The organism is Streptomyces sp. SAI-127 (assembly GCF_029894425.1).
GTDB lineage: Bacteria > Actinomycetota > Actinomycetes > Streptomycetales > Streptomycetaceae > Streptomyces.
In genome coordinates this window covers 7679562-7696151 of sequence record NZ_JARXYJ010000001.1, presented here as the reverse complement: position 1 = coordinate 7696151, position 16590 = coordinate 7679562, and the positions used below count along the sequence as shown (strand labels likewise).

General features: G+C 69.6%; 13 protein-coding genes and 1 pseudogene. 6 read left to right on the top strand and 8 right to left on the bottom strand.

Going from position 1 to position 16590, the window contains the following annotated elements; all coding sequences use genetic code 11:
* Positions 1-14 precede the first annotated feature (14 nt).
* Positions 15-1232, bottom strand: coding sequence for an NYN domain-containing protein (locus M2157_RS35335; protein WP_280856997.1), 1218 nt, complete (start codon positions 1230-1232; stop codon positions 15-17).
* A gap of 224 nt (positions 1233-1456) precedes the next feature.
* Here M2157_RS35335 and M2157_RS35330 point away from each other — a divergent pair, with 224 nt between their 5' ends.
* Positions 1457-1621, top strand: a complete 165-nt coding sequence (locus M2157_RS35330; RefSeq protein WP_280856998.1) for a hypothetical protein — start codon at positions 1457-1459, stop codon at positions 1619-1621.
* Between the two features lie 91 nt (positions 1622-1712).
* On the opposite strand, the gene dnaE is transcribed toward M2157_RS35330, so the two are convergent.
* Positions 1713-5252: a DNA polymerase III subunit alpha gene (gene dnaE, locus M2157_RS35325; RefSeq protein ID WP_280856999.1), complete on the bottom strand. Its 3540-nt coding sequence runs from the start codon at positions 5250-5252 to the stop codon at positions 1713-1715.
* Positions 5253-5455: 203 nt separating this feature from the next.
* Here dnaE and M2157_RS35320 point away from each other — a divergent pair, with 203 nt between their 5' ends.
* The 4 genes from M2157_RS35320 (at position 5456) to M2157_RS35305 (ending at position 10207) form a co-directional block, all read left to right on the top strand.
* The gene (locus tag M2157_RS35320; RefSeq protein WP_280867250.1) at positions 5456-6781 is read left to right on the top strand and encodes a DUF2252 domain-containing protein; all 1326 of its coding nucleotides are present in this window, start codon (positions 5456-5458) and stop codon (positions 6779-6781) included.
* Positions 6782-6872: 91 nt separating this feature from the next.
* The gene (locus tag M2157_RS35315; protein WP_280857001.1) at positions 6873-7565 is read left to right on the top strand and encodes a hypothetical protein; all 693 of its coding nucleotides are present in this window, start codon (positions 6873-6875) and stop codon (positions 7563-7565) included.
* A gap of 86 nt (positions 7566-7651) precedes the next feature.
* Positions 7652-8464, top strand: coding sequence for a thioredoxin domain-containing protein (locus M2157_RS35310; protein WP_280857002.1), 813 nt, complete (start codon positions 7652-7654; stop codon positions 8462-8464).
* A gap of 84 nt (positions 8465-8548) precedes the next feature.
* Positions 8549-10207, top strand: a complete 1659-nt coding sequence (locus tag M2157_RS35305; RefSeq protein WP_280867249.1) for an alkaline phosphatase D family protein — start codon at positions 8549-8551, stop codon at positions 10205-10207.
* On the opposite strand, the gene M2157_RS35300 is transcribed toward M2157_RS35305, so the two are convergent.
* Positions 10204-10773: a dienelactone hydrolase family protein gene (locus tag M2157_RS35300; protein WP_280857004.1), complete on the bottom strand. Its 570-nt coding sequence runs from the start codon at positions 10771-10773 to the stop codon at positions 10204-10206. The genes M2157_RS35305 and M2157_RS35300 overlap by 4 nt on opposite strands.
* Positions 10774-10850: 77 nt before the next feature.
* Between M2157_RS35300 and M2157_RS35295 the strand changes: the two genes are divergently transcribed.
* Positions 10851-11963 carry a mechanosensitive ion channel domain-containing protein gene (locus M2157_RS35295; protein ID WP_280867248.1) on the top strand — a complete coding sequence of 371 codons (1113 nt, stop codon included), beginning with the start codon at positions 10851-10853 and terminating at the stop codon, positions 11961-11963.
* Positions 11964-12023: 60 nt separating this feature from the next.
* Here the strand turns inward: M2157_RS35295 and M2157_RS35290 are convergent, their stop codons facing one another.
* The 5 genes and pseudogenes from M2157_RS35290 to lspA all read right to left on the bottom strand — a co-directional run bounded on the left by M2157_RS35290 (position 12024) and on the right by lspA (position 16544).
* Complete coding sequence (locus M2157_RS35290) at positions 12024-12764, bottom strand: SDR family oxidoreductase (RefSeq protein WP_280867247.1); 741 nt, start codon at positions 12762-12764, stop codon at positions 12024-12026.
* A gap of 52 nt (positions 12765-12816) precedes the next feature.
* Positions 12817-14391 carry a Na+/H+ antiporter gene (locus M2157_RS35285; RefSeq protein WP_280867246.1) on the bottom strand — a complete coding sequence of 525 codons (1575 nt, stop codon included), beginning with the start codon at positions 14389-14391 and terminating at the stop codon, positions 12817-12819.
* 115 nt (positions 14392-14506) lie between these two features.
* Positions 14507-14977: a GNAT family N-acetyltransferase gene (locus M2157_RS35280; RefSeq protein WP_280867245.1), complete on the bottom strand. Its 471-nt coding sequence runs from the start codon at positions 14975-14977 to the stop codon at positions 14507-14509.
* Positions 14974-15919: pseudogene (locus tag M2157_RS35275) on the bottom strand (RluA family pseudouridine synthase). The gene M2157_RS35280 and the pseudogene M2157_RS35275 overlap by 4 nt, the downstream one beginning before the upstream one ends.
* A gap of 49 nt (positions 15920-15968) precedes the next feature.
* On the bottom strand, positions 15969-16544 hold the full coding sequence (gene lspA / locus M2157_RS35270) for a signal peptidase II (protein WP_057618500.1): 576 nt from the start codon (positions 16542-16544) through the stop codon (positions 15969-15971).
* Between the last annotated feature and the right edge of the window lie 46 nt (positions 16545-16590).

The following is a 16590-nucleotide window of genomic DNA, read 5'->3' as shown; positions in this document are numbered from 1 at the left end:
GCGTATGTGCCGTTTCACTCCCCCGCGGGCGCGTGCTCCGCCGCCGTCCGCACATCGATCTCCCGCCAGAAGCCGGCCCGGATCGCGTAACGGTCGTGCTCGTCGATCTGGTCGTCCTTGTGCGCGAGCAGCCCGAACCGCGCCGCGTACCTGAGCAGCTCCCCGTCGATCCGGTGCGGCACCCGCGGATACATCCCGGACAGCCGCTGCAGATGCGCCTGGTCCCCCAGCCGTTCCATCCACCGCCGCGCGAAGACCTGCCCCACCTCGAAGGGGTCCCCGCCGACCGTGGTGATGTCCTCCTCCCGGTCGGCCCACCGCTGCTCCGCCGTGGTCAGCTGCGCGAGCGTCGGCATGGAGGCGACCTCGGGCGGCTCGGCGGCACCACCGGGGCGGTCGACCCAGCCTTTGTCGGAGGACCACCGCAGGGTCGCGCTCGCGGGGTGCTGCGCGGCCTGGGTACCGGGCGCCCGCAGCGCGGCGAGGTCCTTGGGCGTCGGCACTCCCTTGGGCGCCGGCACCCGCTCCTGCGTGCCGTTCTCCGAAGGGGCGGCCGTGGCGTGCTCGCGCTCCTCCGCGGTCCGCTCGGGCGCGGACGAGGGCGCGGACTCGGGCAGCGGCGCCGAGAGGATCGCGGCGATCTCGGGCCGCGGCACGGGCGGCGGCGCGCAGATCCCGCCGAGTTCCTTGGCGCGTACGGCCTTGGTGATCCATGTACGGTCCAGCACCCGCCGCTCGTCCGCCTCGGCGACCAGGTCCTCCGACTGGTTGTAGTCCCCGTCGGCAGCCTGCACGGCCCACAGGTGTACGGCGACCCCGTGCTCCTTGGCGGCCATCATGCCCGGCAGCAGGTCCCCGTCGCCGGTGACGAGCACGACGTCGGAGCAGGCGCGGTTGCGGGCCAGCTCGGTGAGCTCGGCGTGCATGGCGGCGTCCACGCCCTTCTGGGCCCAGCGTCCGTCGCTGCGGGTCAGGGCGCCGAGCCGGACGGTGACCCGGGGCATCACGCGCAGCCTGCGGTGCTCGGGCTGCGGGACGCGGTCGGGGGCGCCGTCGAACCAGTAGATGCGCAGCAGGGGCCGTTCCGTGTCGGACTCGGCCCGGTCGCGCAGCCCCTGGACGAGGGCGGCGTGGTCGACGGTGATACGGGAACGGGAGGGCTCCCCGGCAAGGAGACTGGCGGCGGCCCCCAGCAGATACCCGGCGTCCACCAGGACGATGCAGCGGTCCACGCGATCCACCCTCTTTCCGGGAGGTTTGCTTCGGGCTTCCTTCGAGTCTGCCCGACCACGCGAGGGTTAACGGCCCGAACTCGATCTTCGGCGTGGCGTTTCGGGGCATCGCCCGGCGACATTCCCTGTCACACACGGTAATTATCCGAAATGCGCCTCTTGCCAGCGTATGTGAATCTGGTCCCGGCCCTGGCCCCTAGATCCCCCTCAGGAGGCAGATCACCATGGCCAAGAACAAGAAGCAGAACCGAAAGCAGCCGCAGTCCGAGCGTGGCCAGCAGGAGGCCCAGCACTCCTCGATGGAGGCACAGACCGAGCAGCGTGCCACGCAGGTGACCCCCGGCGATGTCGCCCGCAAGGGCCGGCAGAAGAGCTTCGGTCACAACTGACATCTGCATAAAGGGTTGTTGAGACCCAGGTACACAGAGGGGCGCACCCCGTCAGGAGTGCGCCCCTCTGCATGGTCCGGGCCCTGGTGGGTCAGCCCGCCAGGCAGGACGGTCCGAGCAGCACCTTCAGGTCCCCGAAGAGCGCCGGATCCGGCTTCACGCGGTGCCGGTCCAGCCGCAGGACCGTGGTCTTGCTGGGGCCCTGGAGCCGGATGCGGACCTCGCTCTCCCCCTTGTGGTGGCTGAGGATCTCGCCGAGCCTGCTGACCATCGGCGGGGTCACCTTCAGCGCCGGGATGGTGAGGATCACGGGAGCGTTGGTGCCCGCGTTGGACAGGTCGGGGACCTGGAGCTCCATCGCGACCAGCCGGGGTACGTCCTCGCGCTTGTCGAGGCGGCCCTTGACGAACACCACGGCGTCCTCGACGAGTTGCGTCGACACCAGCTGGTAGGTCGCCGGGAAGAACATGCACTCGATGGAACCGGCGAGGTCCTCGACGGTGGCGATCGCCCAGGCGTTGCCCTGCTTGGTCATCTTGCGCTGGAGGCCCGAGATGATGCCGCCGATGGTGACGACCGCGCCGTCGGAGTGCTCACCGCCGGTGAGCTGGGCGATGCCCGCGTCGGCCTTGTCGGACAGCACGTGCTCCAGGCCGAAGAGCGGGTGGTCGGAGACGTACAGACCGAGCATCTCCCGCTCCTGTGCGAGCAGATAGGTCTTGTCCCACTCCTCGGTGGTGAACTCCACGTCCAGGCCGAAGCCGGGCTCGCTGGTGTCCTCGTCCCCCATCCCGCCGAAGAGGTCGAACTGGCCCTCCGCCTCCTTGCGCTTGACCGCGACCACGTTGTCGATCATCGAGTCGAAGTGCGCGGTGAGGCCCTTGCGGGTGTGCCCCATCGTGTCGAACGCGCCCGCCTTGATCAGCGACTCCGTGGTGCGCTTGTTGCAGGCGACCGCCTCGACCTTGTCGAGGTAGTCGGGGAAGGAGGCGTACTTCCCCTTGGCCTTGCGGCTGCGGATGATCGACTCGACCACGTTCGTACCGACGTTGCGCACGGCTTCGAGCCCGAAGAGGATGACGTCGTCGCCCTGGGCGGCGAAGTTGTGCTCCGACTCGTTGACGTTCGGCGGGAGCACCTTGATGCGCATGCGGCGGCACTCGTTGAGGTAGACCGCCGACTTGTCCTTGTCGTCCTTCACCGAGGTGAGCAGCGCGGCCATGTACTCGGCCGGGTAGTTGGCCTTGAGGTACGCGGTCCAGTAGGAGACCAGTCCGTACGCGGCGGAGTGCGCCTTGTTGAAGGCATAGCCGGCGAAGGGGACCAGGACGTCCCACAGGGCCTGGATCGCCTCGTCGCTGTAGCCGTTCTTCTTGGCGCCGGCCTGGAAGATGGTGAAGTTCTTCGCCAGTTCGTCGGGCTTCTTCTTGCCCATGACGCGGCGCAGGATGTCGGCCTCGCCGAGCGAGTAGCCGGCGATGATCTGCGCGGCCTTCTGCACCTGCTCCTGGTAGACGATCAGGCCGTAGGTGACCGCGAGGACCTCTTGGAGGGGCTCCTCCAGCTCCTTGTGGATCGGCGTGATCTCCTGGCGGCCGTTCTTGCGCTCGGCGTAGTTGATGTGGGAGTTCATACCCATCGGGCCCGGCCGGTAGAGGGCCGAGACGGCGGAGATGTCCTCGAAGTTGTCGGGCTGCATCTGGCGGAGCAGCGAGCGCATCGGGCCGCCGTCGAACTGGAAGACACCGAGGGTCTCACCGCGGCAGAGCAGTTCGAAGGTCTTGGGGTCGTCCAGCGGCAGGGCGAGCATCTCCAGGTCGATGCCCTTGTTGGCCTTCACCATCTTGATGGCGTCGTCCATGATCGTGAGGTTGCGCAGGCCCAGGAAGTCCATCTTCAGCAGGCCGAGCGACTCGCACTGCGGGTAGTCCCACTGGGTGATGGTCACGCCGTCGGTGTGGCGCACCCAGATCGGGGCGTGGTCGACGATGGGTTCGCTGGACATGATCACGCCGGCCGCGTGCACACCCATCTGCCGGACCAGGCCCTCGACGCCCTTGGCGGTGTCGATGACCTTCTTCACGTCCGGTTCGTTCTCGTACATCGACCTGATCTCGCCGGCCTCGCTGTAGCGGGGGTGCGAGGGGTCGGTGATGCCGTTCAGGTCGATGCCCTTGCCGAGGACGTCGGCCGGCATCGCCTTGGTGAGCCTGTCGCCCATCGCGTACGGGTACCCCAGCACGCGCGCGGAGTCCTTGATGGCGTTCTTCGCCTTGATCTTGCCGTACGTGCCGATCATGGCGACCTTGTCGGCGCCGTACTTCTCGGTCACGTACCGGATCACCTCGACGCGCCTGCGCTCGTCGAAGTCGATGTCGACATCGGGCATGGAGACGCGCTCGGGGTTGAGGAACCGCTCGAAGATCAGACCGTGCGGGATCGGGTCGAGGTCGGTGATGCCCATGGCGTAGGCGACGATCGAGCCGGCCGCGGAGCCTCGGCCGGGGCCGACGGCGATGCCGTTGTTCTTGGCCCACATGATGAAGTCGGCGACCACGAGGAAGTAACCCGGGAACCCCATCTGGATGATGACGTCCATCTCGTACTCGGCCTGCCGCTGGCGGTCCTCGGGGATGCCGCCCGGGAAGCGGCGCTCCATGCCGCGGCGGACCTCCTCCTTGAACCAGGTGACCTCGGTGTAGCCCTCGGGGATGTCGAACTTCGGCATGAGGTTCTTGGCCTCGAACATGCCCTCGGTGTCGACCTGTTCGGCCACCAGGAGCGTGTTGCGGCAGCCTTCCTGCCAGGCGTCCGAGGAGTCGACGGCGTACATCTCGTCCGTGGACTTCAGGTAGTAGCCGGTGCCGTCGAACTTGAAGCGGTCCGGATCGGAGAGGTTCTTGCCGGTCTGGATGCACAGCAGGGCGTCGTGGGCGGTCGCCTCGTGCGCGTACGTGTAGTGCGAGTCGTTGGTGACCAGCGGGGGGATGCCGAGCTTCTTGCCGATCTCCAGAAGGCCGTCGCGGACCCGGTGCTCGATCTCGATGCCGTGGTCCATCAGCTCCAGGAAGTAGCGGTCCTTGCCGAAGATGTCCTGGTACTCGGCGGCGGACTTCAGCGCCTCGTCGAACTGGCCGAGGCGCAGCCGGGTCTGGAGCTCGCCGGAGGGGCAGCCGGTGGAGGCGATGAGCCCCTCGGACCACTGGGAGATGGTCTCCTTGTCCATGCGGGGCCACTTCTGCAGCCAGCCCTCGGCGTACGCGTCCGAGGAGAGCTTGAAGAGGTTGTGCAGGCCGGTCTTGTTCGCCGCCCAGATCGTCTTGTGGGTGTAACCACCCGAACCCGAGACGTCGTCCCGCTTCTGGTGCGGCTGCCCCCAGCGGATCTTGCGCTTGTTGCGCCGGGACTCGGGCGCGACATATGCCTCGATCCCGATGATCGGGGTGACCCCGGCCTTCTTCGCAGAGTGGAAGAAGTCGTACGCCCCGTGCAGGTTGCCGTGGTCGGACATGGCGATATGGGTCATGCCCATCTCGTTGCACGCGTCGAACATGTCCTTGAGCCGCGCGGCACCGTCCAGCATCGAGTACTGGGTGTGGACGTGCAGGTGCGTGAACGGCGGCTTTGACACGGCGTGGCCTCCATGGAAAACACTCGACGACAGGCGGACGGACAGTTCGGGGGACAGCGTCGAAGTCTATGCCTCGGCACTGACACTCCGGGGGTCGCCCCGCGTACCTTCACAACGAGGGTCGCGGGCACTTTCACCCGGCCCCGCCCGTTGAACTGACGACAGAAACGCTGTCGTACACATGCACCAGGAGGCACCCCGCGATGTCGGTTCCGCAGCTCAACGACGAGCACCGCGGCGAGGAGATCCTCGCTGTCTTCGACACCGCCTTCGGCGAGCTCCTGGCCGCCGACCCGGCAGCGTTCCGCGTGAAGTTCCGGAAGATGGCGGCCTCCGCGTTCGCGTTCTACCGGGGTACGGCGTGCCTCTTCTACCACGACCTGGACGCGGAGAAGAGGGGCGGCCCGTACCTCGACGAGCGCACCTCGCGCGTGTGGATCCACGGCGACCTGCACGCGGAGAACTTCGGCACCTACCTGGACGCCAACGGCCGGCTGATCTTCAACGTCAACGACTTCGACGAGGCGTACGTCGGCCCCTTCACCTGGGACCTCAAGCGCTTCGCCGCCTCCGTCGCGCTGATCGGGTACGCCAAGGCCCTCGGCGACGAGCAGATCACCGAACTGGTGGAGGTGTACGCGGGCGCGTACCGCGAGCGGATCCACGCCCTGGCCACCGGCGCCAAGAGCGACGAGGTGCCGCCCTTCACCCTGGACACCGCCCAGGGCCCCCTCCTGGACGCGCTGCGCGACGCCCGCGCCCTGACCCGCTTCGGCCTCCTGGAGTCGATGACGGAGATCCGCGACTTCGAGCGCCGCTTCGCGCCGGGCGGCGGCTCCATCGAGCTGGACGCGGCCACCCGCTACAAGGTGCTGGCGGCCTTCGACGGCTATCTGGAGACCCTCCCGGAGGCCTCCCTGTCCCGCCCGGACTCCTACCGCGTCAAGGACGTCGTCGGCCGCCGCGGCATCGGCATCGGATCGGCCGGTCTGCCGTCGTACAACATCCTGCTCGAGGGGCACACCGACGCCCTGGAGAACGACGTCGTGATCTACATCAAGCAGGCCCAGACCCCGGCCGTCTCCCGGCACATCACCGACCCGGCGATCCGCGACTACTTCCAGCACGAGGGCCACCGCACGGTGATCTCCCAGCGCGCCCTCCAGCAGCACGCCGACCCGTGGCTCGGCTGGACCGAGCTGGGCGGCGCGGGCCAGCTGGTCGCCGAGATCTCGCCGTACGCCGTGGATTTGGACTGGGGCGACATCGACGACCCGGAGGAGATCGCGGCGGTCGTCGCCGACCTCGGGCGGGCCACGGCCACCATGCACGCGGCGGCGGACGACACCTCAGGGGAGTCCCTGGTGCCCTTCTCCACCGAGCGGGCCATCGACGCGGCGATCGCGGCGGACGAGGACGGCTTCGCGGCTCTCCTGGTCGACTTCGCGCACAGCTACGGCGCACGCGCGCGTGCCGACCACCAGACCTTCGTCGACCTCTTCCGCAACGGCCGGATTCCGGGTCTGTGACAGGGCTCATCGCGCTTCCCATAACGATAGGGCCGCTCACAGGGATCCTTTAGGGGTCCCTTACAGGCCCGCGTGACACACTCTCCACGCTATGGACATATCCGGGACCCAGCTACGAGCGCTCCGCGCGGCGCTGTTCACGGCACTCGTCGTGACGCTCAGCACCGCGTCGCACGTGCTGCTGTCCCGGGCTCCCCTGCCCCTCAACACGGTGGCGGCGGTCGCCGTCGCCGTGTTCGTGCTCGCCTACGCGCTGGCCGGCCGGGAGCGCGGCTTCGGGCGGATCGCCGCCGTGCTGATCCCGCTGGAGCTGGCCGCCGACACCGTCTTCACCACCGGCCAGCACGTCTGCTACGGCGCCGCGGGCGGCCCGGTGGCGGGCCCGCTGCGCTCGGTCGGCTGGGACGTGTTCTGCGGCGACGGCACCAGCGTGGGCTCGCCACTGGCCCGGATGACCGGCACCGACCCCGACCGGCTCGGCGGCCTGCTCGCGCACGCCGACCCGCAGACCGCCTGGCTGCTGCTGGGCGCGCACCTCAGTGTCGGCCTGCTCGCGGCCGCCTGGCTGCGCCGCGGCGAGCGGGCCCTGGCCCAGCTGCTGCGGGCCGTGGCCGCCACGACCTTCCGGCCGCTCCTCCTGGTGGCCGCCGCGCTGACCGTGCGGTCGGAGCCGGAGCCGGCCCGCCCGGTGCGCCCCGGCCGCCGTACGGCCGTCGCTCTCGACGAGATCCTCGTGCACTCCCTGGGACGGCGTGGACCGCCGTGCTCGACCGCTGCCCTCTGAGCCGAGCAGCCCCTGAGCACCACCAGTCCCGACCTACGTATCCCCGCACACGACGTGTGCGCGTCCCCTTGATGGAGAACACCACCATGAGCAAGCGGAACAGCCAGGCCTCGAAGACCGCCGCCCGTGAGCGGCTGCGGCAGGAGCGCGAGCGCCAGGCCAAGCGCGACAAGGTCAAGCGGCAGGTCATCGTCGCCTGTTCCGTCGTCGGCGTCCTGGCGATAGCCGGCGGCATCGGCTACGCGGTCGTCCAGAACAACAAGCCCAGCTACTGGGAAGAGGCGAAGAACGACAAGCTCGTCAAGCCGGCCAACAGCACGGGCACCAACGGCACGACGGTCGTCATCGGAAAGAGCACCGCCAAGAAGACCCTCGTCATGTACGAGGACCCGCGCTGCCCCGTCTGCGCCCAGTTCGAGCAGACCGTCGGCTCGACCGTCGACAAGGACGTCGAGGACGGCAAGTTCAAGATCCAGTACGTCGGCGCCAGCTTCCTCGACGGCAACCTCGGCGGCGAGGGCTCCAAGAACGGCCTCAGCGCGCTCGGCGCGGCGCTGAACGTCAGCCCCGAGGCGTTCCTGAAGTACAAGACCGCGATGTACACCACGAAGTGGCACCCCGCCGAGGACACCGACAAGTTCAAGGACGACGCCTACCTCATCAAGATCGCGCAGACCGTCCCGGAGCTGAAGGACAACAAGACCTTCCAGAACGCCGTGAAGAACGGCACCTACGACAAGTGGGCCCTGGACATGTCCGAGAAGTTCAACAAGGACGGCGTGACCGGCACCCCGACCCTGAAGATGGACGGCAAGACGCTGACCGGTTCCGACGGCAAGAGCGCGCCGATGACGGTCGCCGACTTCAACACGGCGCTCGAGGCGGCCCTGAAGGCCTGATCCCCGCACTCTTCAGGCAAAGAGCGGGCGAACTTTCACGAGTTCGCCCGCTCTCGTTCATACCGGCCAGTAACCTGATCGGCCGTGACCAGTAGACAGAGATCAGCCGAGAGCAACTCCCTGTCCCCGCGCCGCCGTACGGTCGTCAAGGCCGCGGCGGCCACCGCTGTCCTCGCCGCCCCGCTCGCCGCCGCCCTGCCGGCCCGAGCCGCCGACGAGGCCCCCGCCTTCCTGCACGGCGTCGCCTCCGGCGACCCGCTCCCGGACGGCATCCTGCTGTGGACCCGGGTGACCCCCACCGCCGAGGCCGTGCCCGGTTCCGGCATCGGCCCGGACACCGAGGTCGGCTGGGTCGTCGCCCAGGACAAGGCCTTCACGACCGTCGTCGCCAAGGGGTCCGTCACCGCGACCGCCGCCTCCGACCACACCGTCAAGGCGGACGTCCGCGGCCTCACCCCCGCGACCGAGTACTGGTTCCGCTTCTCGGCGGGCGGCACCGACTCCCCGGCGGCGCGTACCCGCACCGCGCCGGCGTCGGACGCGGCCGTCGCGAACCTCCGCTTCGGCGTGGTCTCCTGCGCCAACTGGGAGGCGGGCTACTTCTCGTCGTACCGCCATCTCGCGGCCCGCGGCGACCTGGACGCCTGGCTGCACCTGGGCGACTACATCTACGAGTACGGCACCGGCGAGTACGGCACACGCGACACCGTCGTACGACAGCACGCGCCGGTCCACGAGATCCTCACCCTCGCCGACTACCGGACCCGGCACGGCAAGTACAAGACGGACCCGGACCTCCAGGCCCTGCACGCGGTCGCCCCGGTCGTCGCGATCTGGGACGACCACGAGTTCGCCAACGACGCCTGGTCGGGCGGTGCCGAGAACCACACCGAGGGCGCGGAGGGCGCCTGGTCGGCCCGTCAGGCAGCCGCCAAGCAGGCCTACTTCGAGTGGATGCCGGTGCGCACGGCGATCGCGGGCACCACCTACCGGCGGCTGCGGTTCGGCAAGCTCGCCGACCTCTCGCTGCTCGACCTGCGGTCCTTCCGCTCACAGCAGGTCGCCGTGGGCAACGGCTCGGTGGACGACCCGAACCGCACGATCACCGGCCGCGCCCAGCTGGACTGGCTCAAGGCGGGGCTGAAGTCCTCCGACACGACCTGGCGGCTGGTCGGCAACTCCGTGATGATCTCGCCGTTCGCGATCGGGGCGCTCTCCGCCGACCTGTTGAAGCCGCTCGCCGAGCTGCTGGGCCTGCCGAAGGAGGGCCTCGCCCTCAACACCGACCAGTGGGACGGCTACACGGACGACCGCCGCGAGCTGCTGGCCCACCTGCGCTCCAACGCCATCCGCAACACCGTCTTCCTGACCGGCGACATCCACATGGCGTGGGCCAACGACGTGCCGGTGGACGCCGGCACCTACCCGCTGTCGGCCTCCGCCGCCACGGAGTTCGTCGTCACCTCGGTGACCTCCGACAACCTCGACGACATCCTGAAGGTCCCCGAGGGCACGGTCACCGCGCTCGCCGCGCCGGTCATCCAGGTCGCCAACCGGCACGTCCACTGGGTCGACACCGACCGCCACGGCTACGGCGTCCTCGACATCACCGCCGAACGGGCGCAGATGGACTACTACGTCCTGTCCGGCAAGACCAAGGCGAACGCGACCTCCGCCTGGGCGCGTTCGTACCGCACGCGGAGCGGCACACAGAAGGTCGAGCGGACGTACACCCCCGTCTAGAGCGACTCCAGGAAGCCGAGGGCCACCCGCCAGGTGGCCTCGGCGGCCTCCTCGTCGTAGTCCGGGAGGCCGGGGTCGGTGTAGAGATGACCGGCCCCGGCATATCGGTAGATCTCGACATCGGCGCCGGTGCGGCCCATCTGGAGATACCAGGCGCTCAGCCAGTCGTCGGTCTCGAAGGGGTCCGGCTCGGCCACGTGCAGTTGGACCGGCAGCTCGTCCGCGGTCGCGTTCGGCGCGATGTCCGACGTGCCGTGCAGGAGCAGCAGGCCGCGGGCCTTCTCGTCGCCGAGGGCGAGGGTCTGCGCGATCGAGGCGCCGAGCGAGAAACCGGCGTAGACGAGACCGCGCTCGGAGTAGGGCGCGGCGGCCAGGACGGCCCGCTTGAGCAGCTCGTCCTTGCCGATCTCGGCGTTGAAGGCCATGCCCTCCTCGACCGTCTCGAACGTGCGCCCCTCGAAGAGGTCCGGCGTCCACACCTCGTGGCCGGCCTCCCGCAGCCGGTCGGCGGCCTGACGGACGGCGGGCCCGAGGCCGTAGGTCGAGTGAAAGAGCATGATGTTCATGAGGCCATGGTGCCGTACCCACTTCGCGGCCGAAGTCACATGTTCATGCCCCGCCCGGGCCGGTTAGGTTCGGGGGCATGGAGAACGTACTCCGGCCACTGATCGTGGTCGGTGGCTCGTTGCTGCTCACCTTGGTGATCGGCTGGGCCACCGACCTTCTGCTGCGCAAGGCCGACGCACGCCACAGCGAGACCCCGATGTGGGGCCTGCTGCGCCGTGGCCGCATCCCCTACCAGCTCGTGCTGTGCGCGGCCATGCTCAGAGGGTCGTACGACGAGACGAAGCTGCTGGAGCGGCACCGTGCCGGTATCGGGCAGACGCTGACGCTGGTCCTCATCGGGGCGGCCGCCTGGCTGGTGATCCGGATCGCCGCCGCGATAGTGGAGACGACGTACACCCGCTACGCGCGCGTGCACCGCGACCCCGCCCGGGTGCGGCGGGTCCGCACCCAGGTCACGCTGATCATGCGGGTGGTCGCCGCGACCGTCGGGGTGGTGGCCGTGGCCGCGATGCTGCTGACGTTCCCCGCGATGCGCGCGGCCGGTGCCTCGCTGCTGGCCTCCGCCGGAATCCTCGGCATCGTCGCCGGTGTCGCCGCCCAGTCGACGCTCAGCAACATGTTCGCCGGGCTGCAGATCGCCTTCGGTGACATGGTGCGCATCGGCGACACCGTGGTGGTGGACGGCGAGTGGGGCACGGTCGAGGAGATCACACTGACCTTCCTGACGGTACGGACCTGGGACGAGCGCCGGATCACCATGCCGGTGTCGTACTTCACCTCGAAGCCGTTCGAGAACTGGTCACGCGGCACCCCGCAGATGACGGGCATCGTCTTCTGGCACGTCGATCACACGGCTCCGGTGGAGCTGATGCGCGAGCGGCTGCGGGACATCCTGCGCGACTGTACGGCCTGGGACGGCCGCGCCTACGGCCTCGACGTCACCGACACCACCCCGAACACCATGCAGGTACGGGCCCTGGTGACGGCCAAGGACGCCGACGACATCTGGACGGTACGGGTCACGGTCCGCGAGCAGATGATCCGCTGGCTGGCCGACCATCACCCGTACGCCCTGCCCCGGGTCAGCACGGCGGACGCGGTCGTACTGCAACGCGGCGGCTCCTCCTCCAACGGCAACGGCACGGCCCCCCGCCGAGCCCACGAGACCCCACGGACGGGGCGGGGCTGACGGCCCGTCGTGGCGCCGGTGCCTGCACCGGCGCCACGACGGACCCGCACCCGCCCACCGTCAATGTCCCCGCTCGGCCCCACCGTTGACCTGCACGACCTGCGAAGTCACATGTCCCGCACCCGGCGAAGCCAGCCAGTGCAGCGTGGCGGCGACATCCCCGGGCGTCCCCGCCCGCCCCGTCGACGTGTCACCGATGAGCCGTTCCCGCCGAGCGGGATCGATGGCCCCGCCGAAGAACTCGGTGTCCTCGATGTACCCCGGCGCGACCACATTCGCGGTGATCCGGCGCGGCCCCAACTCCCGCGCGAGATCGTGGGCGTACGGATGCAGCCCGGCCTTCGCCGCCCCGTACGCCCCGCTCCCGGACCCCCGGTACGCGGCGATGGAACTCACGAACAGCACCCGCCCGCCCGGTGAGGCGAGCCGCTCCTTCAACCCCTCGGTGAGCAGCGCCGCGGTCAGCAGATTGAGCCGGAAGTTCACGGTCCAGTTGTGCGCGACGGCATCGAGGGGATCGGAGCTGTCGACGGGCGGCTCGAGCTGCCCGGTGCCCCCGGCGCTGTGGATCAGCAAGTCCACGGTCCCGAGTTCACGCTCCACGAAGCCGACGACCCCGCGCACCTCGTCGACGTCACCGAGATCGGCGGCGTACGTCAGCGCGCCGGGCACCCCGGCCTTCTCGAGCACCTCGGCACGCCGGCCGAGCAGCAGCACCCGGTCCCCTTCCGCGGCGAACACCTGCGCCGCCGCGAGTCCGATTCCCGTACCGCCACCGCTGATTATCACGTTGCGAGCCATGACCGCAGCCTACAAACTCCCGGTTGAAGAGCTCATCCCGGTTTCCGCACCTTCACCGCAGACTGCGAACGTCCAGATGCCGCAAAACCCGGTCCACGATCTCGGGATCGGCCCCCGGCTCGCTCCGCGCCGCCAGCACCTCGTGGCGTGCCGCGCTCAGCATCTCGCCGTGGATGCGCCGCACCCGCTTGAGCCGCCGCCGGGCCTCGCGCCGCTCCTCGTCCCCCATCTCGGGAGAGATCCGCACACCGATCTCGAACGCCCGCCGCAGCATCTGCTCCGACAGCTCCTCGGGCAGTTCCTCCACGCTCTCGATCTCCCGCAGCCGCTTCTTGGCCGCCTTCGCCGCCCGGACCGCGAGGGTCTTCTCGAACTCCATCTCCCGCTCGCTGTCCGCCCGCACCCCCAGCCGCTTCACCAGCCACGGCAGGGTCAGCCCCTGCAGCACCAGCGTCGCCATGATCACCCCGAACGCGATGAACACGATCTCGTCCCGGTCGGGGAAGCCCGCCCCCGAGTCGGTCTCCAGCGGGATGGCCAGCGCCAGCGCCACGGACGCCACGCCCCGCATCCCGGACCACCACATGATGACGGTCTCCCGCCATCCCATCGGGATCTCCTCGTCGATGTCCCGCTTGGCGTGCATGCGCTTGGTGAGCCAGGTCGCCGGCAACAGCCACAGCAGCCGTACGAGCACGACCACGGCCACGATCGCGGCGGCCCAGCCGAGCATCTCGCCCCAGCGTCCGGACGCCGTCCGGATCGCGTTGTGCAGTTCGAGTCCGATGAGCCCGAAGGCCACGCCGGTCACGAGCGTGTCGACGATGTCCCAGAAGGTGTGCCCGGCGAGCCGGGTCATCACGTCGTCGGCGTCGGTGGCGTACTCCGCGATGAACAGGGCGGTGGTCAGCACCGCGAGCACCCCGGAGCCGTGGAGCTCCTCGGCGAGCACGTAGGAGGCGTACGGCACGAGTACCGTCAGCCCGATCTGGAGAGTGGCGTCACCCAGCAGATCCATCAGCTTGTTGGCCCCCCAGCCCAGCGCGAGCCCCACGGCGACGGCGACCACCGCGGAGAGCACCAGCTCGAAGACGGCCTTGCCGGCCGTGAAGGAGCCGCTGACGGCTGCGGCGACGGCCACGTGGTAGAGCACGATCGCCGTCACGTCGTTGAAGAGCCCCTCGCCCTCCAGGATGGACACCAGCCTCCGGGGCAGCCCGAGTTGGCCGGCCACGGCGGTCGCGGCGACCGGGTCGGGCGGCGCGACCAGCGCGCCGAGCGCGACGGCGGCGGCGATCGGCAGTCCCGGCACGATCGCCTGGGCGACGACGGCGACGCACAGGGTGGTGACGAACACGAGCGCGACGGCGAGCAGGAAGATCGGCCGTTTGTTGGCCGCGAACTGCCGCCACGACGTCCGCCGCACCGCCGCATAGAGCAACGGCGGCAGCAGAATGGGCAGGATCAGCTCGGGTGGAATGTCGACATTCGGTACGAAGTCCAGTACCGCGAGCACGATCCCGAGCAGCGTCATCAGCACCGGCGCCGGCAACCCGAACCGGTCTCCCACCGGGACACTGATCAGAGCCCCCAGCAACAACACGAACAACAGGGCCAACTGATCCACGGTCAGAGCTCCGGGCAGATCGACAAATCTACGGTCCCTTCAGTCTGCCCGCTTCACGCCCGGACCTTCCCGACCGCCGCTCGCTCGCCCTCTCCCGTCGGCGCGGATCCGAGCGTCAAAGAACCCGCCGCATGGCCCGGTGCGGTATGCCCGCGTCCGGAAACTCCGGCCCGTACGCCACGTACCCCAGCCGCTCGTAGAACCCCAGCGCATGCGTCTGGGCGTGCAGATCCACGGCCACGAGCCCACGCGCGCGTGCCGCGTCCTCGACGGCCCGCACAAGAGCCGCCCCCACCCCGAGTCCGCGCGCCGCCTGTGTCACGGCGAGCCGCCCCAGCGACCCCACGGTCAGGTCACCGCCGGTCTTCCCGGCCGCCGCCGCGCCGTACAGCAGCCGCCCGGTCCCGAGCGGCAACCCGTCCTCCCGCACGGCCAGCACATGCACCGCTACGGCGTCGTAGGCGTCGTACTCGATGTCCTCCGGCACGCCCTGCTCGCCGACGAAGACCTCCTTGCGCAGCGTGAAGCAGGCCTCACGGTCGGCGGGGTCCTCGGCGACCCGCACCACGTACGCGTGCGTGCTCACCCGTAGGTCTCCTCACGCACCAGGTCCAGGGCCTGCTGCAGATCCGCCGGATAGTCGCTCGCGAACTCCACCCACTCCCCGTCCCCCGGGTGCTCGAAGCCGAGCCGCACGGCGTGCAGCCACTGCCGGGTCAGCCGGAGCCGCTTGGCGAGCGTCGGGTCGGCGCCGTACGTCAGGTCGCCGACGCCAGGGGTGGCGGTGGGCCGCCATGTGGACGCGGATCTGGTGGGTGCGCCCGGTCTCCAGCTTCACATCGAGCAGGGAGGCCGCACGGAACGCCTCGATGAGGTCGTAGTGCGTCACGGACGGCTTGCCCTCGGCCGTGACCGCCCACTTGTAGTCGTGCTGGGGGTGGCGGCCGATGGGTGCGTCGATGGTGCCGCTGGTCGGGTCCGGGTGGCCCTGAACGAGCGTGTGGTACCGCTTGTCGACCGTGCGCTCCTTGAACTGCCGCTTGAGCGAGGTGTACGCCCGCTCCGACTTGGCCACGACCATCAGCCCCGAGGTGCCCACGTCGAGCCGGTGCACGATCCCCTGGCGCTCGGCGGCACCGGAGGTCGAGATGCGGTACCCGGCGGCGGCGAGCCCGCCGATCACGGTCGTCCCGGTCCAGCCAGGGCTGGGATGCGCGGCGACACCCACCGGCTTGGCGATCACGACCACGTCGTCGTCGTCATGGACGATCTCCATGCCCTCGACCGGCTCGGCGACGATCTGCACCGGCGCGGCCGCCTGGGGCATCTCGACCTCCAGCCAGGCCCCGCCGTGCACCCGCTCGGACTTCCCGACCACCGACCCGTCGACCGTGACCTTCCCCGCGGCGGCGATCTCGGCCGCCTTGGTCCGGGAGAAGCCGAACATGCGGGAGATGGCGGCGTCGACGCGCTCGCCCTCCAGGCCGTCGGGCACGGGCAGGGTACGGATCTCGGGAACGGTGCTCACCCGTCGAGTATGCCGGACACCACCGACAGCCCCGACCGGCGGCTGTGGATCAGTCCTTGTGGACCGTGCCGTCGGGGTCGAGTCCCTTGAACGACAGCAGCACGATCAGGATGCCGCCGCACACGATCGCCGAGTCGGCGAGGTTGAAGACGGCGAAGTGCTTGGGCGCGATGAAGTCGACGACCGCACCCTCGAACACGCCCGGGGAGCGGAAGATCCGGTCGGTGAGGTTGCCGAACGCGCCGCCGAGCAGCAGACCGAGCGCGATCGCCCAGGGCAGGCTGTAGAGCTTGCGGGCGAGCCGGGCGATGACCACGATCACGGCCGCCGCGATCACCGTGAAGATCACGGTGAAGGCCTCACCGAAGCCGAAGGCCGCGCCCGCGTTGCGGATCGCCTCGAACCTCAGCCAGTCCCCGACGATCTCGATCGGCTCGTGGTGCTCCAGCTTGGCGACCACGATCATCTTGCTGACCAGGTCGAGGGCGTACGCGAAGGCGGCCACCGTGAACAGCACGGCGATACGACGCCTGCCCCTGGGCCGCGCCGTCTGGTCCTGCTCCGGCTCCGCCCCCGCCGCCTCTGGGGAATCCGGCGTACCGATGATGCGCTCCGCCTCTGTCACGTGAGTCCCTCGACCTAGATACCTGACTGAGGACGAGGGTACGACA

Coding starts and splice junctions, on each gene's coding strand:
- M2157_RS35330 (WP_280856998.1), top strand. CDS start 1,457: ATGGCCAAGAACAAGAAGCAGAACCGAAAGCAGCCGCAGTCCGAGCGT.
- M2157_RS35320 (WP_280867250.1), top strand. CDS start 5,456: ATGTCGGTTCCGCAGCTCAACGACGAGCACCGCGGCGAGGAGATCCTC.
- M2157_RS35315 (WP_280857001.1), top strand. CDS start 6,873: ATGGACATATCCGGGACCCAGCTACGAGCGCTCCGCGCGGCGCTGTTC.
- M2157_RS35310 (WP_280857002.1), top strand. CDS start 7,652: ATGAGCAAGCGGAACAGCCAGGCCTCGAAGACCGCCGCCCGTGAGCGG.
- M2157_RS35300 (WP_280857004.1), bottom strand. CDS start 10,773: ATGAACATCATGCTCTTTCACTCGACCTACGGCCTCGGGCCCGCCGTC.
- M2157_RS35295 (WP_280867248.1), top strand. CDS start 10,851: ATGGAGAACGTACTCCGGCCACTGATCGTGGTCGGTGGCTCGTTGCTG.
- M2157_RS35290 (WP_280867247.1), bottom strand. CDS start 12,764: ATGGCTCGCAACGTGATAATCAGCGGTGGCGGTACGGGAATCGGACTC.